General features: G+C 68.2%; 22 protein-coding genes and 2 pseudogenes. 10 read left to right on the top strand and 14 right to left on the bottom strand.

All coding sequences use genetic code 11. From position 1 onward, the window contains the following. Window positions 1-17 precede the first annotated feature (17 nt). Window positions 18-2,588, bottom strand: a complete 2,571-nt coding sequence (locus BM365_RS05170) for a TonB-dependent receptor plug domain-containing protein (RefSeq protein ID WP_233210763.1) — start codon at window positions 2,586-2,588, stop codon at window positions 18-20. 460 nt (window positions 2,589-3,048) lie between these two features. On the opposite strand from BM365_RS05170, the gene BM365_RS05165 reads away from it, so the two are divergent. Continuing rightward, window positions 3,049-4,299, top strand: a complete 1,251-nt coding sequence (locus BM365_RS05165) for a putative DNA modification/repair radical SAM protein (RefSeq protein ID WP_093487199.1) — start codon at window positions 3,049-3,051, stop codon at window positions 4,297-4,299. An 8-nt stretch (window positions 4,300-4,307) separates the two neighbouring features. Beyond that, a pseudogene (locus BM365_RS05160) lies at window positions 4,308-5,105 on the top strand (TIGR03915 family putative DNA repair protein); the annotation flags it as partial. A 28-nt stretch (window positions 5,106-5,133) separates the two neighbouring features. Here BM365_RS05160 and BM365_RS05155 read toward each other — a convergent pair. The 3 genes and pseudogenes from BM365_RS05155 to BM365_RS18125 all read right to left on the bottom strand — a co-directional run. Next, window positions 5,134-5,535, bottom strand: a complete 402-nt coding sequence (locus tag BM365_RS05155; RefSeq protein ID WP_093487195.1) for a GFA family protein — start codon at window positions 5,533-5,535, stop codon at window positions 5,134-5,136. Window positions 5,536-5,601: 66 nt separating this feature from the next. Then, window positions 5,602-5,991 (bottom strand): DUF1428 domain-containing protein, encoded by a 390-nt coding sequence (locus BM365_RS18070; RefSeq protein WP_233210852.1) that lies wholly within the window; start codon window positions 5,989-5,991, stop codon window positions 5,602-5,604. Continuing rightward, window positions 5,986-6,339 (bottom strand): annotated as a pseudogene (locus BM365_RS18125) (DUF1428 domain-containing protein); the annotation flags it as partial. The gene BM365_RS18070 and the pseudogene BM365_RS18125, both read right to left, overlap by 6 nt. 139 nt (window positions 6,340-6,478) lie before the next feature. Between BM365_RS18125 and BM365_RS05145 the strand changes: the two are divergent. Then, entirely contained in the window at window positions 6,479-7,210 is a 732-nt protein-coding gene (locus tag BM365_RS05145; protein WP_139227334.1) for a hypothetical protein, read from the top strand. 7 nt (window positions 7,211-7,217) lie between these two features. On the opposite strand, the gene BM365_RS05140 is transcribed toward BM365_RS05145, so the two are convergent. Further along, on the bottom strand, window positions 7,218-8,318 hold the full coding sequence (locus BM365_RS05140; protein ID WP_093487189.1) for a DUF1615 domain-containing protein: 1,101 nt from the start codon (window positions 8,316-8,318) through the stop codon (window positions 7,218-7,220). Between the two features lie 102 nt (window positions 8,319-8,420). Here BM365_RS05140 and BM365_RS05135 point away from each other — a divergent pair, with 102 nt between their 5' ends. Further along, a complete protein-coding gene (locus BM365_RS05135) occupies window positions 8,421-9,095 on the top strand; it encodes a GNAT family N-acetyltransferase (RefSeq protein WP_093487187.1) in 675 nt (224 codons plus the stop codon). Window positions 9,096-9,198: 103 nt separating this feature from the next. After that, a complete protein-coding gene (locus tag BM365_RS05130; protein WP_093487185.1) occupies window positions 9,199-9,588 on the top strand; it encodes a SpoIIAA family protein in 390 nt (129 codons plus the stop codon). Window positions 9,589-9,781: 193 nt separating this feature from the next. On the opposite strand, the gene BM365_RS05125 is transcribed toward BM365_RS05130, so the two are convergent. From BM365_RS05125 to BM365_RS05095, 7 genes are all read right to left on the bottom strand, one after another. Beyond that, window positions 9,782-10,333, bottom strand: coding sequence for a redoxin domain-containing protein (locus BM365_RS05125; protein WP_093487183.1), 552 nt, complete (start codon window positions 10,331-10,333; stop codon window positions 9,782-9,784). A 58-nt stretch (window positions 10,334-10,391) separates the two neighbouring features. Then, window positions 10,392-11,150, bottom strand: a complete 759-nt coding sequence (locus tag BM365_RS05120; RefSeq protein WP_093487181.1) for a hypothetical protein — start codon at window positions 11,148-11,150, stop codon at window positions 10,392-10,394. Between the two features lie 91 nt (window positions 11,151-11,241). Further along, window positions 11,242-11,886: a MarR family winged helix-turn-helix transcriptional regulator gene (locus BM365_RS05115; RefSeq protein ID WP_158253446.1), complete on the bottom strand. Its 645-nt coding sequence runs from the start codon at window positions 11,884-11,886 to the stop codon at window positions 11,242-11,244. Between the two features lie 73 nt (window positions 11,887-11,959). Beyond that, window positions 11,960-12,493 (bottom strand): HD domain-containing protein, encoded by a 534-nt coding sequence (locus tag BM365_RS05110; RefSeq protein WP_093487177.1) that lies wholly within the window; start codon window positions 12,491-12,493, stop codon window positions 11,960-11,962. 19 nt (window positions 12,494-12,512) lie between these two features. Beyond that, window positions 12,513-13,019, bottom strand: a complete 507-nt coding sequence (locus tag BM365_RS05105) for a hypothetical protein (protein ID WP_093487175.1) — start codon at window positions 13,017-13,019, stop codon at window positions 12,513-12,515. Between the two features lie 10 nt (window positions 13,020-13,029). Next, window positions 13,030-14,115 carry an SMP-30/gluconolactonase/LRE family protein gene (locus BM365_RS05100; protein WP_139227332.1) on the bottom strand — a complete coding sequence of 362 codons (1,086 nt, stop codon included), beginning with the start codon at window positions 14,113-14,115 and terminating at the stop codon, window positions 13,030-13,032. Between the two features lie 138 nt (window positions 14,116-14,253). Next, window positions 14,254-14,667 carry a DoxX family protein gene (locus BM365_RS05095; protein ID WP_093487171.1) on the bottom strand — a complete coding sequence of 138 codons (414 nt, stop codon included), beginning with the start codon at window positions 14,665-14,667 and terminating at the stop codon, window positions 14,254-14,256. Between the two features lie 115 nt (window positions 14,668-14,782). Between BM365_RS05095 and BM365_RS05090 the strand changes: the two genes are divergently transcribed. The 3 genes from BM365_RS05090 (at window position 14,783) to BM365_RS05080 (ending at window position 18,316) form a co-directional block, all read left to right on the top strand. Then, complete coding sequence (locus BM365_RS05090) at window positions 14,783-15,694, top strand: LysR family transcriptional regulator (protein WP_093487169.1); 912 nt, start codon at window positions 14,783-14,785, stop codon at window positions 15,692-15,694. A gap of 91 nt (window positions 15,695-15,785) precedes the next feature. Next, window positions 15,786-17,180 (top strand): DUF1800 domain-containing protein, encoded by a 1,395-nt coding sequence (locus BM365_RS05085; protein WP_093487167.1) that lies wholly within the window; start codon window positions 15,786-15,788, stop codon window positions 17,178-17,180. 2 nt (window positions 17,181-17,182) lie between these two features. Continuing rightward, window positions 17,183-18,316, top strand: a complete 1,134-nt coding sequence (locus tag BM365_RS05080) for a DUF1501 domain-containing protein (RefSeq protein WP_093487165.1) — start codon at window positions 17,183-17,185, stop codon at window positions 18,314-18,316. Between the two features lie 14 nt (window positions 18,317-18,330). Here BM365_RS05080 and BM365_RS05075 read toward each other — a convergent pair whose 3' ends face one another. After that, complete coding sequence (locus BM365_RS05075) at window positions 18,331-21,504, bottom strand: putative bifunctional diguanylate cyclase/phosphodiesterase (protein ID WP_093487163.1); 3,174 nt, start codon at window positions 21,502-21,504, stop codon at window positions 18,331-18,333. Between the two features lie 166 nt (window positions 21,505-21,670). Beyond that, entirely contained in the window at window positions 21,671-22,501 is an 831-nt protein-coding gene (locus BM365_RS05070) for an alpha/beta fold hydrolase (RefSeq protein ID WP_199186250.1), read from the bottom strand. 342 nt (window positions 22,502-22,843) lie between these two features. On the opposite strand from BM365_RS05070, the gene BM365_RS05065 reads away from it, so the two are divergent. Both BM365_RS05065 and BM365_RS05060 read left to right on the top strand, forming a co-directional pair. Then, entirely contained in the window at window positions 22,844-23,233 is a 390-nt protein-coding gene (locus BM365_RS05065; RefSeq protein WP_093487159.1) for an MAPEG family protein, read from the top strand. 117 nt (window positions 23,234-23,350) lie between these two features. Beyond that, on the top strand, window positions 23,351-24,493 hold the full coding sequence (locus tag BM365_RS05060; RefSeq protein WP_093487157.1) for a COG3904 family protein: 1,143 nt from the start codon (window positions 23,351-23,353) through the stop codon (window positions 24,491-24,493). Window positions 24,494-24,698: the final 205 nt, after the last annotated feature.

Raw genomic sequence — 24,698 nt, 5'->3', positions numbered from 1 at the left:
GGACCGGTCGGGGTGGATCAGAACTTCCAGCCCACGCGGGCGTAGTAGAACCCGCCGTTGAAGCCGTACGGCGAATGCACGGGATAGGCCGCACCGGCGACCGCCGCGCCCCACGGATTGTCGTCCGGGGTCTCGTCGAACAGGTTCTGCGCGCCGACGTTGACGTACAGGCCGGAGGCGAACGTCCAGCCCACCTCGGCGTCCACGATCACCTTGCTGTCCTCGTAGATCGGCAGGCCACCGTCCTCGGCGAGGATCACGCCGCTGTCCAGGTGATCCTCGTACCACGAGCCGTAGTAGCCCAGGCGGAGGTTGGCGTGGAAGACCTCGCGCTTGTGGTTGACGCTGAAGTAGCCCTTGGTCTTCGGCAGCGATTCCTCGATCTTGTAGACGCGGGCTTCGTTGATGAAGTTCGGGTCGTAGCGGTCCACCTTGGTCTTGTTCCAGTTCACCGCGAGCGAATAGGTGGTCGTACCGCCGAAGTGGTCCGTCTCCACGCTGGTCACCAGGTCGACACCGGTCGTGGTGGTGTCGAACGCGTTGCCGAAGTAGGTCACCGAGTTGAGCGAGGCCGCCTCGGGGTTCCCCGACGCCACCAGCGCCGCACGCTCGGCGTCGGTCAGTTCGAAGCTGGTGCTGAGGGCGATGCGGTCCTGGACTTCGATGTGGTAACCGTCCACCGTCACCAGCCAGTCGCCGCTGTTCCATACCAGGCCCAGCGACGCGCTCTTGGACTCTTCCGGCGTCAGTGCGCGCGAACCCTTCAGCTGGGCGATGGGATTGGTCGGCGGCAACGTGGCGATGTCGATCAGCGCATTGCCTTCGAAGGCGGTGGTGATCTGGCTGATGTTCGCCTGGCCCGGCGTGGGTGCGCGGAAGCCGGTGTTGATGGCACCGCGCAGGGCGAAGGTATCGCTGACGTCGAAACGACCGGTCAGCTTGCCGTTGGTGGTGCTGCCGAAGTCGTCGAAGTCCTCGCGGCGTACGGCCGCTGCGAGCATGAACTGTTCGGTGAACTGCGCCTCCAGATCCAGGTAGACCGCCCAGTTGCGACGGTCCCATTCGCCCGCGGTGCGGGGGTTGAAGCCATTGAAGCCGTTCGAGCCCAGCGCGAAGCCCTGCTGCGTCAGCGGCCCGATCGCGGTGGACGGTCCGTCGCCTTGCTTGACCTCGAAGCTTTCCTCGCGCCATTCCGCACCGGCCGACAGGCGCAGCGGCTGGGCGGTGAACGACGTCTCGATATCGGTGCCGACATCGAAGTTGACGCCTTTCTCCGTCTGCGTATTGCCACCCGGATGGAAGCGCAGGCCCTCGGGCTGCGCCGCGCCCAGCGAAGCGTTGACGGTGTTGTAGATGGTGAAGTCGATGTCGTTGCGACCGTAGGTCACGCTGGCATCCCAGTGCCACGCGTTGCCCCACGTGCCCTTGACGCCGCCGACCACGGACATGTCTTCCAGGCTGCCGCCGAAGCGGGGCGTGAAACCACCGGGCAGTGTCGACAGGAAAGTGAAGCAGTTGGACGGCAGCGCCGCGACTGCGGCACTGACGGTGCTGTACGGAATCAGGTTGCCGGCGCCGTCGCGCAGGGCGATGGTCGGGCAGCCGCCGGCGCCGGTGGTGTCGCCGATCAGCAGCGTATCGCCGCCGTCGTTGGAGTACACGCCGGAACGCGCGGTCGGGTCGCGGAAGTAGAAGCCGCCATCGACTTCGCGTTGCGCATAGTTGCCGAACAGGTACACGTCCACGCTATCGCCGGTGATGCCGAGGTTGGCGACGAACTTCAGGTCGTCATCCACCTTCGGCGAACCCCAGATCTGCGCCGGCACCGGTACGCCGGGATAGCCCGCGGCGATCGCCGCCGCGGCGTCGTTGCGCTGCACGCTGCGCGAGGTGTCGTCGGCCTGGCGCCACTCGGCGGTCAGCGTCGCGTAGCCGCGCGCGGTCAGCGGCAGGCCGATCTGCGCGGAGTACTGCGTGGTGAAACCGTCGCCTTCGTAGTACTGACCGGCGAAGGCTTCGAATGCGCCGCCCTCGCTGATCTTCTTCAAGCCGAAATTGACGACGCCGGCGATCGCATCGGAGCCGTACTGCGCGGCCGCGCCATCGCGCAGCACTTCCACCTGTTCCAGCGCGAGCGACGGGAAGACGGAAAGGTCGGGGCCTTGCGAGCCATCGGACAGGCCGTGGCCAAGGAAGGTGATGACAGCGGAGCGATGGAAGCGCTTGCCGTTCACCAGCACCAGCGTGTTGTCGGGCGGCAGGCCGCGCAGGTTGGCGGGGCGGACAAGACTGGCGGCGTCATCGATCGGAATCGTGCTGACGTTGAACGAGGGCACCAGCACGCGCAGCTGATCGAGCGCGTCGGTCGAGCCCTGGTTGCGGAATTCTTCGGCGCTGATGATGTCGATCGGCACGGCGGACGAGGACACGGTGCGCGGTTGGCCGCGACTGCCGAGGACGGACACGGTGTCCAGCGTGGTGGCTTCGGCGGTGGCGGACGCAGGCGTCGGTTCGGGCGGTGTCTCCGCGGTCTGCGCGGCGGCGGTACTGCTGCCGACCAACGTCGCGGCAGCCAAGGCCCATGTCACGGCGGACGCCAGCGGCGCCCTGGTAATTCGTGCGTACGGTTCCGCTCTCTTGCCCATGTGTAGCGCCCCTAACAAAGTGTGGTGGAAAAGGTGGCTCTTGTTCGGCATGCGGATGCGTGCACGCGATGCCGCCTTGAACCTTAGGCGCGGGCAAACCGGCCGAAGTGTGGCTCATGTCACACGACGACACGCGGTGACACGAAGGTAATTTGCGTTCTTCCATACGCTTTGCGCGCAGCGCACATGCGTGGTGCGAATTACGTTTCCGCAAGCGCGTCGCGAACCTTCTGCGTGCAAACGAGGGCGTCGACCGTCGGATGGTCGATCCAGACTGTCCGCGCGCATCCATACGGTGCGGGCGACGTCTTCACGCCAGCGTGAGCGCGTCCATCACGTTGATGAATATCCATCGGCGGCGCGCTGTCTCATGCGTGGAGATGGCGGCGGCTAGAATGGCCGCATGCAATTGAAAGACAAGCTGGCGATCCTGGCCGATGCGGCCAAGTACGACGCGTCCTGCGCGTCCAGCGGCGCCGGCCAGCGGCACTCGCTGGGCAAGGGCGGCATCGGCAGCACCGAGGGCATGGGGATCTGCCATTCGTACACGCCCGATGGGCGGTGCGTATCGCTGCTCAAGATCCTGCTGACCAACTTCTGCATCTACGACTGCGCGTACTGCGTCAACCGTGTGTCCAGCAACGTGCCCCGGGCGCGCTTCGCCACGGCCGAGGTCGTCCGGCTGACGCTGGAGTTCTACAAGCGCAATTACATCGAAGGGCTGTTCCTCTCCAGCGGCATCATCCGCAACGGCGATTACACGATGGAGCAGTTGGTGGAGGTCGCACGCAGCCTGCGCGAGGACCATCGTTTCGCCGGCTACATCCACCTCAAGACCATCCCCGAGGCATCCCCGGAACTGCTGGCCGCGGCCGGTCGCTACGCCGACCGCCTGAGCATCAACGTGGAGCTGCCGACAGAAGCCGGCCTGAAGCAGCTCGCGCCGCAGAAGCAGGCGCAGGGCATCCGCGACGCCATGGGCGAACTGCACACGCGCATCCTGGCGGCGAAGCCCAGCAAGCAGGAGGCCCAACCGAAACGCCGTCGGCCACCGAAATTCGCCCCGGCGGGCCAGAGCACGCAGATGATCGTCGGTGCGGATGCTGCCGATGATCGCGCCATCCTGGTCAGCAGCGATGCGCTGTACCGGCAGTTCCGCATGCGTCGGGTGTACTACTCGGCGTTCAGTCCCATCCCGGACGCCTCCACCCAGCTGCCGCTGCGCGCGCCGCCATTGCTGCGCGAGCACCGCCTCTACCAGGCCGACTGGCTGCTGCGCTTCTACGGGTTCGACGTGAAGGAGATCGTCGACGACACGGCCGGGCAGGACGGCATGCTCGACCTCGACATCGATCCCAAGCTCGCGTGGGCGCTGCGGCACCCCGAGCGATTCCCGGTCGACCTCAACGCCGCGCCGCGCGAGATGCTGTTGCGCGTGCCGGGCCTCGGTGCGCGCAACGTGCAGCGCATCGTCGATTCGCGTCGCCAGGGCAAGCTGCGCGTGGCCGACCTTGCACGCCTGCGCGCGCCGCTGCAGAAGCTGCTGCCCTTCGTCGTGCTGCTGGATCACCATCCGCGCCAGCGGCTGGACGATCCTGCGCGCCTGCGCCGCGAGCTGGCACCGGCGCCGCGCCAGGCCGATCTGTTCGGCTGACGCACGCGATGTTCCGCGCCACCGTCATGCCGGCCTGGGACCTGGGTGCCTGGCGAACACAGGCGCGCCACGCATGGGAGGCCGAGCTTCCGCCAGATGTCGTGGAATGGCAGGCAGATGCGCAAGGCGAACTGCTCGCCAGCGCTGCGGTTACCGAACAACCGGTGCGCCGCCAGGGTCTGTCGGTACCGGCGGATTTCATGGCGTTCGCGGCATCGGTGCTATGCCACCGCGATCCTGGCCGGCATGCGTTGTTGTATCGCCTGCTGTGGCGCATCGGCAACGGCGAACGCGCGCTGCTGGATCGCGCCACCGATGCCGACGTGCACCGGGCGACGCGCTGGTCCCAGGCCGTGCGCCGGGACAGCCACAAGATGAAGGCGTTCGTGCGCTTCCGCCAAGTCGAGGGCGAAGACAACGCCTACATCGCCTGGTTCGAGCCGGACCAGTACATCGTCGATCGCGTGGCGCCGTTCTTCATGCGTCGCTTCGCCGGGATGCGCTGGGCCATCCTCACGCCGTATCGCAGCGTGCAGTGGGATGGCGAGCAGCTGTGGGCGGGCGAGGGCGCCCGGCGTTCGGATGCCCCGGCCGACGATGCCGAAGACGCGTTGTGGCGCACGTACTACGCCAACATCTTCAACCCGGCGCGACTCAACACCCGGATGATGCGGCAGGAGATGCCGCAGAAATACTGGAAGCACCTGCCGGAAACCCACCTGCTACCCGATCTCGTGCGCGAAGCCGGGCGCCGCGTGCGCGAGATGGACGAGCGCGAAGCGCGGGCGCCGCGGCGACGCATCCCCGGCCGCCCGCGTCCGCAGGACGAGTGACTTACGGTTGCCGCGGGAACGCCTGCAGTGTGGGATCGATCGTCGCCCACGCCGGCGCCGAGTCGGTCCAGATGACAGTGGTCGGCACGATGCCGCTGGCATCGTCGAGCGTGCCGACGCGGATCACCATGCGTTCGGTGTTCTCGCGCGCCTCGCTGAACATCGGCGTGCCGCAACGCGGGCAGAACGAGCGGCGCATGTGGTGGCCGCTGTCCGCCACGCTGTCCCAACCGTCCAGTTCACCGTCCACCCGCACGGCATCGCGCGGGACGAGGAGGTTCACCGCCGCATTGCCCGTGGTCCAGTACTGGCAATCGCGGCACCAACACAACCGTACGGCGAACGGCGCTGCGTCGAGGGTGTAGCGCACCGCGCCGCATCGGCAACCGCCTGTCCGGATCATGCTTTTCTCCGCTAGGGTCGCCGCGATCCGGCGCGCCACCACAGTAGCGCACCGGACGTGTCGCGCTCAGCCGCGCAGCTCGACGACAGGCGTGAAGCCGCCATAGACCATGCGCTGGCCATCGAACGGCATCGGCGGATTGTCCTTGTTCGACGGATCCATGCGCGGGTCTTCCATCACCTTCTTCGTGCCGGCATCGCGCGCCGCCTTGTCCGGCCACTCGACCCACGAGAACGCCACGTTCTCGTCGTCCTTGGCCTGCACGGCGCGGAAGAAGTCGGTCTGCTTGCCGTGCGGCACGTCATCGCCCCACGCCTCGATGATGCGGGCGGCGCCGTATTCCATGAAGATCGCGTCGAAGGTGTTGGCGAAATCGGTGAAGGCTTCTTTGCCGTTCGACGGCGCGGCCAGGATGAAGCCGTCCACGTACGACGACCGCGCGCCCTCGGGCCCCAGCGTTACCGTCGGCACGAACCCGCCATAGATCAGGCGCTTGCCGTCGAACGGCATCGGGTTGTTCTCCGGCGACATGCGCGGGTCGTCCATCATCTTCTTCATGCCCGCATCGCGCGTGGCCTTGTCCGGCCATTCGATCCAGGAGAACACCACGCTTTCGTCGGGCTTGGCCTGCACGGTCCTGCGGAAGTCGGTGACCTTGCCGTCCGGCACGTCGTCCTCCCAGCACTCGACCACGCGTGTCGCGCCCTGTTCGATGAACACCGGGTCGCCGAGATTGGCGTGGTCGATGAACTTCTGTTTGTTGGCGGTGGGCACGGCGGCCACGAAACCATCGATGTAAGGCATGGAAAACCTCCGGAAACAGGGCGCCGGGATGACGCCTTCCTGAACACGACGAGCGGGCGGGACGGAATTCGACAGGCGGCTGGCCGGTGCCCGCTGACGCGGGCGTTCAACCTGCCACGATCAAGACGAAGGTGGCGTGATGGCGGTTTCTGCAACGGGCGCGGTACCGCGCCGGCCGGGCCTCTGGGGCATCGGCAGCGGCGTATGGATGTGGGGCCTGCTGGCCCTGGTGGGCATGGGCTTCTGGAAGACCTATTTCAGCCGCCTCGGCCTGGCCGATGTGGTCACCCACCTGCACGCCGGCCTGATGCTGGCCTGGGTGGCGATGCTGCTGGTGCAACCCTGGCTGATCCGCACGCGACGCACGGCGCTGCATCGGCAGATCGGCCAGTTCTCCTACGGCGTGATGCCCGGCGTGCTGCTGACCGCATTGTGGCTGTCGCACCTGCGGATCGCGGCCGCCCCGCCGGAGATGTTCGGCCTGCAATCGATGCTGCTGTACCTGGGCACCGCAGCGTCGCTGATGCTGGCGCTGTTCTGGGGCCTGGCCATCGTCCACCGGCGCGAACCGGCGCTGCACGCGCGCTACATGGTCGCCACGGCGCTGGTGATGATCGATCCCGCGGCCGCGCGTCTGATGCTGGCGTTGTTGCCGGAAGGTGTGCGCTTCAATCCGTCATGGGGCGGCTATGCGCTGACGTTCGCGATCCTGGCGGTGCTGATCGTGTTCGATCGCGCGGCGCCGCGCGGACGCGGCGTGTTCGGATTCGTCGCCGCGGTGTTCGCGCTGAACTTCGTGCTGATGCACGTGGTGCCGGGAACGGCGGCGTGGCAGTCGTTCGCGCACTGGTGGGCCGCGCTGGGCGCTTGAGTCCTGCCTATCGCTGCATGCAACGGCGGTAGCGTTCGTCCACGCGGGTGGCGAACCACGCCGTGGTCAGTTCACGGGTGATCTTCGGGCTCTCCAGCGTGATGCCTGGGATCATCGCGCGCGGTAGCGGTTTGCCGGCGCGGGATTCCGCCAGCGCGTACACCCGCGCATACAGCGGGGTGTCATCGAAATCGAGGCGGCTGCCGCGCTGCAGCGCTTCGCGGATTTCGCGCTCGTCCATGCGTAGCTCGCCGGCCAGGCGGCGCACGGCGCGTTCGGTCTGGCCGGGCTTGTCCATCGGGGCGCCCGGGTTCAGCAGATCGCCATCGAGCGCCAGTTTCGTGCCGGCGGCGATGCCTACCGCACTCTGGAACGCCGCATTGCGGCTGGCGTACCAGCCGGCGTTGTAGTCGGCGAAGCGGTGCACCTTGCGCGTGTACGGCGTCTGGTAGCCCAGCAGATGAGCGATGCCGAAGTACATCCCGCCGCGTCGCGTGAACACTTCGTCGCGAATGCTGCCTTCGACCGGGTACGGGTAGCGCGAGGCATTGGCTTCGGCGAACGGAATGCCCACCTGCATCGGCCCGCCGGTCTGCACCGGGTTGTAGTCGGTGAACAACCGCTTGCCCAGCGGCACGCTGCCGATCATGTCTTCGTAGATGTCGCTGAGGTCGCGCTCGGTGCGCACGTTGCGCAGGCGGTCGGCGTAGCGGCGGCCGTCGGGCGAGCGCAGTGCCAGTGCGGCATCGACCATGAATGTCGGCACGTGCAGGGCGGCCGCGCGGCGGTCGATCTCTCCGCGCGCGATCTTCGGCAGGTTCGCCACTGCGGGATTGGCGACGTAACCGGATTCCTGTTCGGTGATGGCCAGCACCGCACAGATGTTCTCGCTGGTGGGCTCGATGCGCTGCGCGGCGAACGCGGTCTCGATGTCGGCAGCCCAGCGGTCGCGGTCGGCCACCTTGGCGGGCATGCGCCGCACGATCTCGCTGCGCGTATCGGCGGGCGGTCGCGTAGGTGCCGGCGGGGCGGTGACGCAGCCAGCGAGCAGCAGGGCAAGCGCCATGGGGGCGACGCGCGTCAGGGAGCGCAAGGGCGATGTCGTCATGCGCGCAGCATACGGAGCGGCGTCGCCGGTTGCATGGTTCGCCGCGACATGACCGGGGTGCCGCGATGTGGATAATCGCCGTTCCCCTACCGTCGCCCGACCATGACCGACGCCCTCGACAATCCCTTCTGGTCCGCCCTGGATTCGATCCATCGCGGCATCGCGCTGCGGGTGGGCGAGGTGGCGCGCTATCCGTCCGACCATGCGCCGTTCCTCGGCGTCACGTCGGCGGAGGTGAAGGTGGGCGATGCGCTCGCGCGCCTGGTGGCGCCTGAGGAAGCGGTGTATCTGCTTGGCGTGGCGCCGGCCGTGCCGGCAGGCTGGGTGCTGCGCGCGTTCCGGCCGCTCGCGCAGATGGTGTGCGATGCACCGCTCGCGCCCACCGACGGGCCGGAGATCGTGCCGTTGGGCGACGCGCACCGCGAGGATGTGCTGGCACTGACCGCGCTGGTGTATCCGCATTACTTCCGCCCGCGGACGATGGACATGGGGCGCTACTTCGGCCTCTACCGCGAAGGCCGGCTCGCCGCGATGATCGGCGAGCGCCTGGGCGATGACGGCCACCGGGAGATGAGCGCGATCTGCACGCATCCGGATTTCAACGGACACGGCTATGCAGGCCACCTCACCACCTGGCTGACCAACGACACGCTGGCGCATGGGCGCCAACCGTTCCTGCACGTCAGTTACGAGAATCCGCGTGCCCTGGGGTTGTACGAGCGCCTCGGGTACCGCGTGCGGCGCGATATCGGGTTCTGGTCGCTGCGCCGGGCCTGAGGCCGGGCCAGCCTGATCGGTGATCCAGCTTCGTGAAGTCCTGTTGACACCCCCGTGCGCGGCGGCAGCTATGGTCGCCGTTCCTGCATAAGGGAGTGACCGCATGATCGAAACCCTGGCCAGCCCGCCGCATGTCGCCGCGTATCGTTTCACCGGTCAGCTGACGGGCGCAGACTACGACGCGTGCATCGTCGATCTGGAAACACGCTTGTCGCGGTTTCCGCGCATCGCCGTGCTCAGCGACCTCAGCGACATGCAGGGCGTGTCGCTGGACGCCGTCGGCAAGGACCTGCGCTACGCGGCGTCCAAGCTGGGCGAGTTCGGCCGCTTCGCGCGTGCGGCGATCGTCACCGACAAGCGGTGGCTGGTGGCCGCGACAGAATTCGCAGGGCACCTGTTGTCGAATACGGAAGTCCGTACGTTCGCGCAGGACGAGCGCGCGCTTGCACTCGCGTGGGCGGCGGAACTGGATCCGCACCGCGCCGTCACCTGAAGGTCTAGGGGAACAAAGCCCCGCTGAGCACCGCTAGCGTCATCCCCAGGCCCATGAAGGCCAGGCGGTGCAGCAGTGAGAAGGGGGCGGGGGCGCGATGCATGGTGCTATCCAAACCTGAGTGGCGCGAACGCGCCGTGAAGCCCCTGTGTCCGATTGAACGCCGCCGACGGGCGGCACCGGCCACCCGACTTCAGGCGGGCAGGGCGCACCCTTCCGGCCCGCATCCGGGGGCGGTTTCGCGGGGTTGCGTCGATGCCTGCGCGAACGCTTGCGCCTCGTGCACCAGCGATGCGATCTGTGCACCGAGCACCAGGTCGCTGACTTGGCCGAAATGCTGGTGGCGGATCCGGCCGGCTGCGTCGATCAGCACCAGCGTCGGCGTGCCGCGCATGGCGTAGGCCTCCATCGTCTGCGGGATCGGGCCCGGTGTGCCGGGGCGGTCCACACCGACCGGGAAGGCGATGCGGTATTCGTGCAGGAAGGCTTCTAGTGCCACCGGCGTCATCGCCGCATGGTGTTCGAATACGGTATGCAGGCCGACGACGGCGACCTGGTCCGCGGGGAACGTCGCGTGCACACGCGATGCCTGCGGCAGGCCGTGCGACACGCAACCCGGGCACAGCATCTGGAAGGCCTCGAGCACGATGACCTTGCCGCGGAGCGCTTCCAGCGACAGGGGACGGGATGTGTTGAACCAGCGGTCCACCTGCCAGGGTGGCGCCGGGCGATCAATGGCGTTCATGGGAATGTTCTCGTGGGGTCGCGGCCGGCCCATGCGGGCCGGCGCGAGCAGGGAGCGATTACTGGTTCGGCTTGCCGGGCAGGCTCAGGTTGCCGGAGGCGACCTTGAACACGTCCACCACGCACAGCAGCGGCGCATGCACGCTGGCGTTGACGCGCAGGCCAGCGGTGACGCCGTCGAAGCTGCCGGCGGTGACCACGCCGATGTCGTCGAACGGCACTTTCACTTCGATCGTCTCGGCATTCAGCGTGGGGCTCCAGCCGGGGCTGTCGAGCAGGATCGGGAAGCCCGGCCAGGTCTTCGGCAAACGCGGCTTGCTGCCTTCGGGAATGTCGACCACGCCCAGCGCGCCGGGACCGCAAGCCTCGTTCGGCTTCAGCACGACCCAGTGGCTGTGCCAGAGGTTGCCGTCGTTGTCGAGCTTGCCGTCGCCGTTCTCGTCGTACAGCGGCGTGTCGTCGAAATCGGGATGCGCGGTGACCGCCATCGCCAGGATGCCGGCGCCTTTCTCGAAGCCGACTTCGTACGGATCGATGGTGGTCGGCCACACGTAGGAAAACACATCGCTGCCGGCGAGCTTGCCGGTCGCGGCGGGCGTGCTCTTGCCGGCCTTGCCGGAGACGGCCATGTGGAACGTGGCGATGTTCTTCTCGGTGCTGATCTTGGTGTGGACGATGTCGAAATCGGCGGTCACCGCCTTGTTGGCGGTGGACGGGATGCCGCCGGTGTGGGCCTTGCCGTCGTGGGCGTGCACGCCGCCGATGGCCAGCGCGAGTGCGGCGGCCAACGCGAAACGTTGGGTGGTGTTCTGGCGCATAATCGAATTCCTCTTGCTTGCTCTCGTAGGGTGGGTGGGAGGTACCGGGCGGCGTCCGATTGCAGTCGGGCGCCGTCCTTCTTTTTTCCGCCTAGGGCGGAGTCGGTTGGCGGAAGCGGGCCACGCTTCCAAGCCGTTGTTCGTCGTCGGCAGGCCGCTGTTCGGCACAGTCCACGCGCAGTTCGCTGTTGCCGAAGGCCTTGTCCAGGAAGGCGCAGACATGCGGCGCCGCGCGTTCGTCCGAGGCGAACGGCCGGAAGAACTCGCAGCCCAGGCAGGTCCGCAGGCCGGTGGCCAGCCCCTTTTCCTGCGCTTCGTTGACCAGCAACTGGGTGACGCGCAACAGCGCGCCGAGGTCGGTTTCGCCCAGCGATTCGACCAGCGAGCCCATGCCCTGGTCCGGGCGCTGCAACTGCGTGGCCATGCGCGAGCCGGCCGAGGTCAACTTCACGCGGGCGGCGCGCGCATCGTCGGGGTCGGGTGTGCGGCGGATCCATTGTTTGCCTTCCAGCGCCTTCAGCGAATCGCTGAGGCTGGCCGCCGACACGCCCAGGCGTTCGGCGATCTGTCGCGCACGCAGGCCATCCTGCACGCCCTGCAGCATGCGCAGCACCGCCGCCTGCGTCGGCGGCAGCGAGGGCGTGCCGTCCTGGCGCCACGATTGGGCGCGCACCAGGTGGGTGAGCTGTTCCAGGCCACGCGTGGCCTGTCTGCGCTGAAAGGGGGCATCGATCATGGCGTATAAGTTAGGAGTCCTAACTATATAAGTCAATGACCGTTCGTCGGCGCGATGTGGCAGGCCCATCGGGTCACCACCGCATCATCGGCAGCGGATCGAGGGGGTGGTGGCGCAGTCGCGCGAGCATCAGCTCGGCCAGCCGCCGGTGGAAACCCGCGTCCGGGAAGGCCGCCATCACGTCGCGCACGGCACGTCGCGCGAGGCCGAACCGGCGCACGCCCAGGCTGACGTCGATCCAGTCGGCGCGGCGGAAGGCTTCCACCGCGGGCGACGTGCCGGCAGGCGTGCGCATGAACTTGTGATGGCATTCGATCATCGCGTCCACGTCGACCATCCAGGCCGCTTTTCCCGCCTGGTGCAGATAGTCCCGCGCGAGCACGCGCGAAGGCGGCAGGTAGTCGAACGTGCCCGCCGTCCAGATGCCGAGGTCATGGAACGCCACGGCGATGCTGAGCTTCTCGCGCGCATCCTCATCGCCGGGCGCCAGCATCCACGAGAAATTCGCCACCCGGTACGCGTGGTGGCGGTAACCGAGGGCGTCGCCGCCCAGCGCCGACGCATGCGCCTCGAGCACGGCGTCCAGCGTGGGCAAGGCGGTCAGCATGGCCGCCGCGTCCGCCGGATCAGGTCGCGGGTTGGGCGAGGGTGGTGCGACCGCGTCGCAGGGCGCGCACCTGCAGGATCATGCCGACCAGGAAGATCAGGAAAGTGCCGCCCACGAGCTTCTGCAGCAACGGGTCCTGCGGGCCGGACACCAGCGGCGCGCCGATCGGCACGCGGGTCAGCGTTTCGGTGAAGCCCGGGATGAAATGGAAGTACACCGTCAGCGTGAACGCCAATGCCGAAGCGACATGCCGCCACGAACCCAGCACCGCGTTGCGGCCCAGCAGCACCGCGACCGCGAGCACGATCAGCGTCAGCACAGTCAGGCCATGCGCTTCGCTGAGCTTGCCGGTGCGCATCAGGAAGAAGCTGGTGAGGCAGGTGGCGACGGTGAACCAGGTGTAGGCCTTGCCCAGCGACGTTGCATAGCGGATGTCGTGGTAGCGCAGCAGCGCGTACAGGCCGCCGAACAGCGAGACGAGACTGATGGCGGTATGGAACCAACCGAACGGGGTGATGTTGAGCATGGGATGTTCCTCAGTGGGCAGGCGGCGGCGGATCGGGAAGATCGAACTGCATGAGGTTCCAGCGGGTGACGTCCTCTTCCCACTCGTCGCCGGTCGCGGCGCTGAGCGGCAGGGCCAGGTTGGCGACGATCATGCGGCGCCCCTGCACCGCGCTCGCCGCGGGGAACAGCAGCCCACGCGGTGCGCCCTGATCGTCAACCCCGAGAAAGTCGCCGGCACGATGGCGGACGCGGCCGCGCTCGTCCAGTGCCACCAGCGTATCGATCTGGTTGGCGGAAACCCACAGCAAGCCGGCATGGAACAGCAGCCCGTCGGCACCGTAGACGCCGTCGGCCAGCACCTCGAGGGCGCCGTCGGGCATCCGCTTGCGCAGTACGCGGCCGTCGCCGGCGTTGTTGATGTAGAGGATGGACTCGTCAGCGTTGAACGCCATGCCGTTCGCGCCGAACGGCAGCGCACCGGTGGTCGCCAGCAGCGGGTCGCGTGCGAACAGCTCGACGGTGCAGGGCCGGCAGGTGGCCACCTTCGCGATGCGATAGACCGCGCCCTGGAACGAATCGGAGACGTACAGCGTGCCCGCGCGATCAAACACCATCCCGTTGATGGCCGGGAAGCCTTGCGAGCCGAAGGTGATCGTGTCGTGGCTGCCGTCGGGATTGCCGATGCGCCGTGCCGGCGGGGCGGGTGGCGACAGGGCGACGAACGTGGCCACATCCTCGATCGCGCTGTCCGCATCGAAGCGCGCCGGCAGCCGCTGCAGTTTCGACGCGCCGAAATTCAACACGTAGACGTGGCCGTCGTGGAAGGCGATGCCGGTGAGCGGCGTCGGCCCGAAGCGACGCTGGGCAAGCAACCGGCCATCGGCAGCGAAACGCAGCACCTGGTTGTTGCGGGCGGACTCCGGCATGCGTGCATCGAAGGTGCCGACGTACACCTCACCGGTCGCCGGATCGACATCCAGGCTTTCCGGATGACGGGCATCCGAGGGCAGGGTGGCGAAGGGCGTCACCGGCAGGCGCACGGCATTCGCGGCAACGCAGACGCTGGCCGCCGACAGGGCGGCGAGACCGAAAGCGAGCAAGAGGCGACGGCGCATGCGCGGCTCCATCAAAGGGCAGATCGCACGCTCGCATGGGGGTTCGGCACAGGCTTGTACCCGCGTGCGGGCACGCGCCGGAAACGAAGAACGCCGGCATGGGCCGGCGTTCCGCGTGGTGCAGGAAGCGATGCGGCTTCAGCGGTTATCGATGCTCCAGCCGCCGGCGCCGCGGGCGGCGAGGGTGATGAAGCCACCGGCCAGGGCGAAGTTCTTCAGGAACATGATCTGCTGGATCTGGTCGCCCAGGTTGCTGTGGAACAGCACGGCGCTGGCGATCGAGAACACGGCCAGCAGGCTGGCGACGATGCGGGTCTTGTAGCCGGCGACGATGGCCAGGCCGCCCAACACTTCCAGCGCGATGACCAGCGGCAGCAGGGCGCCGGGGACACCGACGGACTCCATATAGCCGGCGGTGCCGGCGTAGGCGGCCAGCTTGCCCAGGCCGGAGATGACGAAGAGGGACGCGAGCAGGCTGCGGCCGACGAGGTCGGCGGCGCCACGCAGGGCGGGGACGCGGGTGGTGGCCGGGATAGCGGTAACGGTGGACATGGTGGACTCCAGGGAATAAGAGGTGGGTGCAACGGGTACGGGGCGCAGGTTAGGCCGTGGCGATACATGCCGGAAGCCTATATATTTCGATGAAAACCATCGTCTGGAGCGATACATGCTCGATGCCGTCACGCTCGACCAGCTCCGCACCTTCATCGCCGCCGCCGAACAGGGCAGCTTTTCCGCTGCGGGCCGCAAGCTGCGGCGGGCGCAATCGGTGGTCAGCCAGACCCTGGCCAACCTGGAACTGCAACTCGGCGTCACCCTGTTCGACCGCAGCAGTCGCTACCCGCAACTGACCGAGGCCGGCCGCGTACTGCTGGTGGAAGCGCGCGCGGTGGCCGGGCATATGGATACCTTCAAGGCGCGCGCCCGCAGCGTGGCCGAAGGCCTGGAGCCGGAGTTGTCCGTTGCGGTGGACGTGATGTTCCCGATGGACGCGCTGACGCGTGCCGCCGCGCACAGCGGCAGCGCGTTCCCGCACACCCCCTTGCGGTTGTACGTGGAAGTGCTGGGCGGCGTGATCCAGCCCGTGCTGGACGGCACCTGTGGTCTCGGCGTGGTGGGCTCGCTGCCTGAGCTGCCCGACGAAGTGGCGACCGAGCCGCTGCTGGCGGTGCCCTTCGTCACCGTGGTCTCGCCTACACATGCGATGGCCAGCGTGCGCGGCACCGTGCCGTCGAAGACGCTGGCCCAGCATGTGCAGCTCGTGCTGACTGATCGCACGCCGCTGACGGCGGGCCGCGATTTCGCGGTGCAATCGCCGCTCACCTGGCGATTGGCCGATCTCGGCGCGAAGCACGCCTTCCTGCGCGCCGGCCTGGGCTGGGGCCACATGCCGCTGCATATCGTCGAAGAGGATCTCGCCGCCGGCCGCCTGAAACGCCTGCGTATCGCCGACGCCGATCCGCGTTACGCGCAGATGCCGATGCGCGCGGTCTGGCGCAAGGACACGCCACCGGGGCCGGCCGGACGCGCGTTCATGGCGCAGCTGCGGCAAGGCCAGCCTTCGCATTCATCCCGGTGAAGCCGCGTCCACATCGCTGACAACGCCACGCGCGTGTCAACGCGCATGCATGCCACGCGTTGGATGTCGTATCGCTCCACGGGAACCTGCGATGATCCGACGCGAAACCATCAGCGCCGCCAACCGCTTCGGCCTGGGTGCCCGTCCCGACACCTTGACGCGGCTCGACGATCCGCGCGGATGGCTGCATGCGCAACTCGCATCGCCGATGGCCACGCCGCGTGTGGCACTGCCGACGAGTGCGGACTTCCTGCGGCAGGAGTACGACTATCTGCGCGAGCGGCGTGCGGCGCGGAACGGCAACGGCAACGACGACGCGGTGATGGGGTTCCGTGCGCGTTTCGGTCGATTGCAGCTGCAGGAGCTCGGCTGGCGTTATCGCCAGGCGGTGGGCACCGAGCAGGATTTCATCGAGCGGCTCGTGCGGTTCTGGTCCAATCACTTCGCCGTCTCCGCGGACAAGCGCACGGCGGCGCTTTACGCCGCACCGATGGAACGCGAAGCAATCCGTCCGCATGTGGCCGGCGACTTCGCCGACCTGCTGCTCGCGGTGGAACGACACCCGGCGATGCTGCGCTATCTCGACAACGTGCGTTCGGTGGGCGAGCAGTCGCGCCTGGCGCAGCGTCAACGCCGGCGGATGGACGCGGGCGCTGCGGCGCGTGCAGGACTCAACGAGAACCTGGCGCGCGAGATCCTGGAACTGCATACGCTCGGCGTCGACGGCGGCTATGCGCAGGATGACGTGCGCGAACTGGCGCGTGCGATCACCGGCTGGAGCGTGCCGTTGCCGCGAGACCTCGATAGCAGCGCATCGGCGACCTTCCACTTCCGCACCAACGCCCATGAAGCCGGCGCACGCCAGGTGCTGGGGCGACGCTACACGGCGGAAGGCGAGGCGCAAGGTCGCGCGATCCTGCGCGATCTCGCCGTGCATCCGGCCACGGCGCAGCACGTCTGCGGCAAGCTCGCACGGCATTTCGTCAACGATGCGGCGCCGCGTACGCTGGTGGATCGCATGGCGGACGCGTGGGTGCGCACCGGCGGCGACTTGCGTGCCGTCTATGCCGCGATGATCGATAGCCCGGAGGCTTGGGCGGCCGATGCGCGCAAGCTGAAGACGCCGGACGACTATCTTGTGTCCGCGATGCGCAGTACCGGCACGATGCCGGGCGATCAGCCCCGCGCGCTGGTCGCGTTGCTCGCCCGCCTCGGACAACCCCCCTTCACGCCGCGCTCGCCCGCGGGCTTTGCCGACGACGCCGCGGAGTGGAGTGGTGCCGATGCGGTGTGGAAACGCATCCAGGCGGCCCAGACGCTCGCGGAAACCGCGACGGGCGCCGAGCCGGATCCGTTGCGCACGGCCGAGCAGGTGTTCGGTCCCCACCTGGACGCGGATACCGCGCTTGCCCTGCGCCGCGCCGAATCGCCGCGCGAAGGATTGGCGCTGCTGTTCGCCAGTCCCGCCTTCCAGTGGAGAAGCTGAGCATGAAACTGACCCGACGCCATTTCCTCGCTGCTGGCGGCGCTGCCACCACGCTCAGCCTGTGGCCGCGCTTGGCGCACGCGGTGGATGCGCAGGACACGCGCCTGCTGGTCGTGCTGCTGCGCGGCGGCCTCGATGGCCTGCACGTCGTCACGCCCGTCGGCGATCCGGCCTTCGCGCGCTTGCGCAGTGGATTGAAGGTGGAAGGCGTGCGCCCGCTGGACGCCAACTTCGCCCTGCATCCCGCGCTCGCCTTCAGTCACGCTCTGTATGCCAAACGCGAATGGTTGCCGGTGTTGGCGGTGGCACCCCCCTATCGGCTCCGCTCGCACTTCGAAGCGCAGGACAACCTGGAGAGCGGCACGGCCGCGGGCGGTGGGATGGCGAGCGGGTGGCTCAACCGGTGCGTCGCCGCACTGCCGTCGTCCCGCGCGCTGTCGGTCAGTACGGTGATGCCGCTGATCCTGCGCGGCCCGGCAGAATCGACCACGTGGTCGCCACCGTTGCCCGAGGACGTCAACCCCATCCTCTTGCAGCGCCTGCAGTCGTTGTACGCCGCCGACGCGCACCTCTCGCATCCGTTCGAACAGGCGGTCGCGGCTCAGGGCATGCAGACCGGTGGCAACGTGGCGCGCCTGCCGCAGGCGATGGCCGCCGCGGCGCGCTTCATGGCCGCGCCCGAGGGCCCGCGCATCGGTTTCGTCGAGAACACCGGCTGGGACACGCATGCCCAGCAGGGCCCGGTGCTCGCCCGCAAGCTCGCCGAGCTCGACCAGGGCCTGCGCCAGTTCCATGAGGGCATCGGCGCGCTGTGGGCGCGCACGGTCGTGATGGTGGTAACCGAATTCGGCCGCACGGCCGCCGTCAACGGCACTGGCGGCACCGACCATGGCACCGGCACGTTGGCGCTGCTCGCCGGTGGCGCGGTGGCCGGCGGGCGCATTGCCGGCGACTGGCCGGGGCTGGCGAACACGCAACTCAACGAGGGACGCGACCTGCGCGCGACCACGGACCTGCGCAGCGTGTTCAAGGGTGTGGTCGGCGATCACCTGGGTATCGCGTCATCGACGCTCGCGACGCGCGTGTTTCCCGATAGCGGCGAGGCCGCTGCGATGAAGGCGCTGCTGCGCGGCTGACCTGATGCAGCGGCTCAGGCCATCGCCTGCCGCAGCTGACCGCGGGCGAGGGTGGTGGCTTCGTCGACTTCCATCGGCCGGCCGAAGAAGTAACCCTGCATTTCATCGCAGCGCATCTGCTGCAGCGCGCTCATCTGTTCCGCGGTTTCCACGCCTTCGGCGATCGTGCGCAGCCCCATTTCGTGCGCGAGCACGAGGATCGTGCGGGCGATGGCACGATCGGTGCTTTCGGCGGCGATGCCGTCGACGAAGCTGCGATCGATCTTGATGATGTCCAGCGGCAACCGCTGCAGGTAGGCCATGCTGGAGTAGCCGGTGCCGAAATCGTCCAGCGCCAGGCGCACACCGAGCGCGTGCAGCGCCTGCAGCATCTGCTGCGCGGCACCCATGTCCTCCACCAGCACGCTTTCGGTGAGTTCCAGCGTCAGCGCATCCGCCGGCAGCGCGTGGCGCTGCAGGCAATCGGCGATCCACGGGGCAAGGGTCGGTTGACCCAGCTGGCTGGGCGAGAGGTTCACCGCCATGCCCAGCGTGCGCAGACCCATCGCGCGCCAGCGCGCCAACTGCTGGCAGGCCTGTTCCAGCACGAAATGGCCGATGTCTTCCATCAGGCCTGCACTTTCGGCCAGCGGAATGAAGACCGATGGCGGCACTTCGCCCCAGGCGGGGTGCCGCCAGCGCGCCAGCGCTTCGAACCCGTTCAATTGCAACGTGTCGCCATCGACGACGGGTTGGTACGCCAGTCGCAGCTGGCCGCGCGCGACCGCTTCGCGTAGCGCGGTGACGCGGCTGAGGCGGTCGTTGGCTTCCTGCAGCGCACCGGTCGAAGGCAGGCGCACCTGGTTGCGGCCGGCGCGCTTGGCCAGGTGGCGCGCATCGTCCGCACTGCGCAGCAGGCCCTGCAGGTCGATGCCGTGTTCCGGCGCGTGCGCCAGGCCGATGCTCGCAGTGACGGTGAACGAGGGATGCGTGGAATACAGCGCGATCGGCTGGCCGACCGCGCGACGGATCTCTTCTGCCCAATGATTGAGTTGGTCGATGTCGGTGTCGGCGAAATGCACGAGGAACCCCTCGCCGCCGTAGCGGTACACCCGTCCCTGCTCGGCGACGGCACCGGAGATGCGCTGACCCATGCGGCGCAGCACTTCGTCGCCCCCGTCATGGCCGAACGAATCGTTGACCATGCCGAAGCCATCCAGGTCGACGATCGCCAGCCCGTGCCCCGAAGGCGTCGGCGTGGCGATCTGCTCGCTGATCAGCGTGGCCTGCGCGGAGAAGCGCGGCAGGCCGGTGGCGCTGTCCATCGCGGCGGCATCGTTGAGTCGTCGCTGCACGTCGAGGCGGCGTTCGGTCTCGGTCAGCAAGGAGCGCGCGGTTTCCGCCGCCTCGGTGGAGCGGCGCCGCGACAGGTCCAGCAGGAACAGCACGAACGCGATCAGCAGGCCGCTGCTCAGGCCGCCCACGACGAGCGCCCGCGGCAGCGCGAACGAGGTCAGCGCAGGCGGTGCCCACAGCGACAGTTCCACGACGTGGCCCGGCAGCGACACCTGCTGCACCGACAGCGGATCGCCCATCGGGTCGCCCTGCTCGACGGTCTGCATGCCGTCGGCGGTGGCCCGCACGGGCCGGTCGGAAAACACCGCCTTGTTGAGCGTGCGCACGAAGTCGTCGAGCGCGATGAAGGCCTGCGTGCGGCGATCGCCGCTGTCGACGGTCAGCCACCAGCCGCCAGGCACCGGCAACAGGTGGCCTTCGTCGGCGACGGGCAGCGGAGGCGAGGGCGCCGCAGGCGCATCGAAGCCCGGTTCCACCCAACGGAATTCGCCCGCGTCGCCGACGCTGCGCACCACGCGGAAGGCGGCATAGGCTTTCACCATGTCGGCGACATGGCGGTTGAACAGGTCCTCTGCCGTCTCCGGACGCGCGGCCACCAGCGAGGACGACAACTGCCGCAATGCGCTGCGGCGCAATTCGACGCCGCGCTGGAACGTCGCCGACGCGCTTGCCGTCTGCGTCTCCATCACCCGGCGCGCCATCGCGTCGCGGTCGGCCGTGGCGGCCAGCCAGAACATGCCGCCCAGCGCCAGCGCGGCGGCCATCGGCAGCACGCCGAACAAGCGCTCGCGCAACGAGTTTTCCCCGGCCACCGCCAGCGCCAGCCCCATCGCGCCCAGCTGCGCGGTCGCGGTGAGGGAGATCTGGTACATCGACATGCCTTCGCGGTGGTAAGGCAGCTGCATCAGCAGGCCCAGCGCCGCCATGCCCGCCACCGACGCCATCGCGATGCCGAGACCGCGGACGATGCCCCAACGCGCGTTCTCCCAACGCTGCAATGCCTGCGGCAGCAGCGCCACCGCGATCCACGTGGTCAGCACGCCGTAGTCGGTGTAGCCGCCGATCAGCGGCGTGGTCGCGCGCGGCAACCAGCCGATGCCGTGCAGCATCGCGTTCAACGGCGTGGTGACGCCGCCGATCGTCTGCAGCAGGGTGAGCAGCAGTGGCAGGGCGACCAGGCCCATCAGCGTCCACGCCGCGCGCTCCTGGTCGCGCTGGCGCAGCAGCAGGGCCAGTGCGAGCAGGGCCAGCGTCAGCGTCGAGATCGGGCGCATCGGCAGGTAACTCACGCCCATGCGGCCGACCAGGCTGCCGGGCGCGTGCCAGCCGACCAGCGCCACCACGCTGAAAGCGAGGACGAAGGCGACCAGTTCGGTGCTGGTGTCGAGGGTCCGTCCCGCGCGCAACGAGGGCGTGTAGACCAACAGGAACATCGCCAGCGCCGACAGCGCCAGCGACCAACCGATCTCGGCGGGTGCGCCACCGGGCTGCAATGCGCCCAGCACCGGTTGCACGGCGAGCAGCAGCAGCGCGGCAGCGAACACGCGCATGACGAACTCGGCCCAATAGGTGCGCCACAGGCGCGCCCACACGATGATCGTCGTCGCGGCCAGCACCAGGCAGGTGCCCAGCGCATGGAACTGCCATACATGCACCAGGAACAGCACGGTCAGCAGGCCCACCACCGCGCCGCGCACCTTGCGTTCCTCACTGCGCCAGGTGGCGATGGCCACGAGGACGCCGACCACCGGCACGCTGTCGTCGACGAAATGGCCGCTACCCATGTTCATCAACGTGAACCCGGCCGCCATCGCCCAGGCCAACGCAGCCGCAAAGCGCTGTGCCCATTGCATGGGCCGCCATAGGTCCTGGTGTATTGCCAATGCCTTCCCCTGCGGGGCCGACGCCCCGGGGACCGTGATACCGAAATCGCCGCCGGGCCGCAAGCGCGGCCCGTGCAATGGGTGAACGGGGCAGGCAGAACCGGCGCGCGATCACGCGCGCCGGTCGGTGCGGCGATCAGCTCTTGGCGAACGCCAGCATGTCGGCGTTGAGCTTGTCCTTGTGCGTGTCGGTGATGCCGTGTGGCGCGCCGGGATAGATCACCAGCTGGCTGTTCTTCACCAGCTTGGCCGAGGCGCGCGCAGCGGCATCGATCGGCACGATCTGGTCGTCGTCGCCGTGGATGATGATGGTCGGCACGTCGAACTTCTTCAGGTCCTCGGTGAAATCGGTTTCCGAGAACGCCTTGATGCTGTCGTACGTGTTCTTGTGCCCGCCCATCATGCCTTGCAGCCACCACGCATCGATCACGCCCTGCGAGGGCTTCGCACCCGGACGGTTGTAGCCGAAGAACGGACCGCTCGGAATGTCCTTGAACAGCTGCGAACGGTTGGCCAGCAGGCCGGCGCGGATGCCGTCGAACACGTCGATCGGCAGGCCCCCCGGATTGGCCTCGGTCTTCAGCATCAGCGGCGGCACCGCGGACACCAGGCCGGCCTTCTTCACGCGTTGGGTGCCATGGCGGCCGATGTAGCGTGCCACTTCGCCACCGCCGGTGGAGAAGCCGAACATCGTGATGTCCTTGAGGTCCAGGTGTTCGATCAGCTGCGCCAGGTCGTCGGCGTAATGATCCATGTCGTTGCCATCCCACGGCTGGCTGGAGCGCCCGTGACCGCGGCGGTCGTGCGCGATCACGCGGAAGCCGTTCGCCGCCAAGTGGTAGGCCTGCGATTCCCAACTGTCCGCATTCAACGGCCAGCCGTGGCTGAGCGTCACGACCGGGCCGTCTTTCGGGCCCCAGTCCTTGAAGTAGATCTGCACGTCGTCTTTGGTGGTGAACAGGCCCATGGCGGTTCTCTCGAGGGTGGGGGAAGGGGGAGGAAGCGGCGATGCGGTCGATGCCGGCGCGTCGTTGCGGCTGCAGGCCGCCAGTGGCAGCAGGGTGGCGCCCGCAAGGACGGTGCCGGCGAGCATCAGCTGCCGTCGTTGCAGGTCGATGTCGTGGGGAGTGTCCGGCATGGGAGGTAATCCGGGGTGAGGGTGGCGATGCCATCACCTTCCCATCCCGGTTTGCGCGCCGATTGCACCGGCGTGCGCAGATGCCCGCTCGGTCATCGCACCGATGCGGGATTGCGGCGTCGCGCGCTGGCAGGCCCTATAGTCCGCGGACCTTTCACCGGAGCGTCCGCAATGCCGATCGAACTGAAGATGCTGGCCTGGTCCGTCGCCCTGGGCCTGGTGCACGTACTGCTGGGCGCGACGCTGACCACGCACCAGCGCGGCCTGAAGTGGAATGTCGGCGCGCGCGATGCGGTGCTGCCGCCACTGACCGGTGCGGCGGCGCGGGTGGACCGCGCGCTGCGCAATTTCCTGGAAACCTTTCCGTTCTTCGCCGCCGCTGTGCTTGCGGTCGTTGCGCTGGAGCGCGGCGACGCCACCACGGCACTGGGTGCGCAGTGCTACTTCTGGGCGCGCCTGGTGTACGTGCCGCTGTATGCCTTCGGCGTGCCGTACCTGCGCACCGTGGTGTGGGCGGTCTCGCTGTGGGGCCTGCTGCAGGTGCTGTGGGCGTTGCTGTGACCGTGCGCGGCGCGGGTTCATCGCAGGGCAGGGCTGGCGCATCCGATTCACACTAGACTAGGGGCGAACCCCCATCAGGCCCGCGTGCATGCACGCGGGCGTTGTGCGAACGACCGGATGCTGTCCCGCCTTTTCCCCCTGACGTTACTCCTGCTGCTGGCCATGCTCCCGTTGGCGGGCTGCCGCATGGATGCGCCTGACGTGGCGCCCGACGCACTGGCGCAGGCGCCGGTCGAGCCGCCGAAGGACACGCCCGCGCAGCAGGCCGAGCGCGGCGACGGCGCGGTGTCCACCGACCCCGTGGTGATCGGGGCGCCCAAATCCGAAAGTGCATTGCCGACGGAATGGCCGACGGCCAAGGTGGCCTCGGGCACGGCGCATGTCAGCTGCCAGGCCGACTACACCACCGAAGACGGCGACGGCGTACCGCTGGAATCGCTGGCGTTCTTCAGCGTGGTCGATGCCTTGTCGCCATGCCAGAAGGGCGGCGTGTTGCGCTTGCGCTACCAGGGCAAGATCGCGGCCGACTTCACCGACCTGGTCCAGCGCGTGGCCGACATCGCCGACCGCATGGGCATCCACAAGCGCATCCTGGACCTGGATTCGGCCGGTGGACAGGTGGAGGACGCCATCCGCGCGGGCGATGCGATCGGTGCCAGCGGCTGGACGATCTGGGTGCGCGAGGGTTCGGTCTGCCATAGCGCCTGCGTGTTCGTGCTGGGTGCGGGCGACAACCGGATGATCTCCGGCAAGGTCGGCGTGCACCGGATCATCCGCATGAGCTCCACCGCCACCACCCGCAGCGAGCTCAACGAGGAACTCCGCGGCGTTTACGACCGGGTGAAGGATTACCTGTCGCGCAACGGCGTTGCGGTGGCCGTGGCCGACCTGATGATGACCGTGCCCAACCGCCGGTTGCGCCTGCTGAGCAAGGACGAGCTGCAGGAATACGGCCTGGACGGCACCAACGCGGCCCAGGACGACCTGGATCGCCTGCAACTGATGCGTCGCTGCGGCGCCGATTTCGTCAACCGGCGCGATGCCTTCATGCGCAGCTTCGACACCGAGTGCAAGACCGCCGGTGCCGGCCTGGACGAGATGCAGGCCTGCGGCCTCGAACTGCGCGGACGTTTCCAGTTCCCGGATGCGAAGTGCCCGGCCGACAGCCCGCTGTCCGAATTCGACCGCCTGGCCGACGTGGAAGCCGCGCCCGAGGATGCGGCCGGTACCGCGCAGCCCGAGGCGGGCACCGCACACTGAGTGGCGTCCGCCCGCGGGGCGGAGCGTTGAGGCTTTTTCACTCTCGCGCCAGGCGAAAAGGCTCAACGCCGAGGCTTTGTTTGACGGGAACGAGGCCTAGTGAGCGTCGAGCGAGGCTTTTTCGCTCACTCACCAGACCAAAAAAGGCTCACCGCTGAGGCTTTGTGTGAGTCGAGCGAGGCTTGGTGAGTGTCGAGCGAGGCTT

This window comes from Pseudoxanthomonas sp. YR558, assembly GCF_900116385.1.
Taxonomy (GTDB): Bacteria; Pseudomonadota; Gammaproteobacteria; order Xanthomonadales; family Xanthomonadaceae; genus Pseudoxanthomonas_A.
Note: the sequence above shows the minus strand (reverse complement) of the source record. Positions and strands in the feature narration are given on the sequence as shown.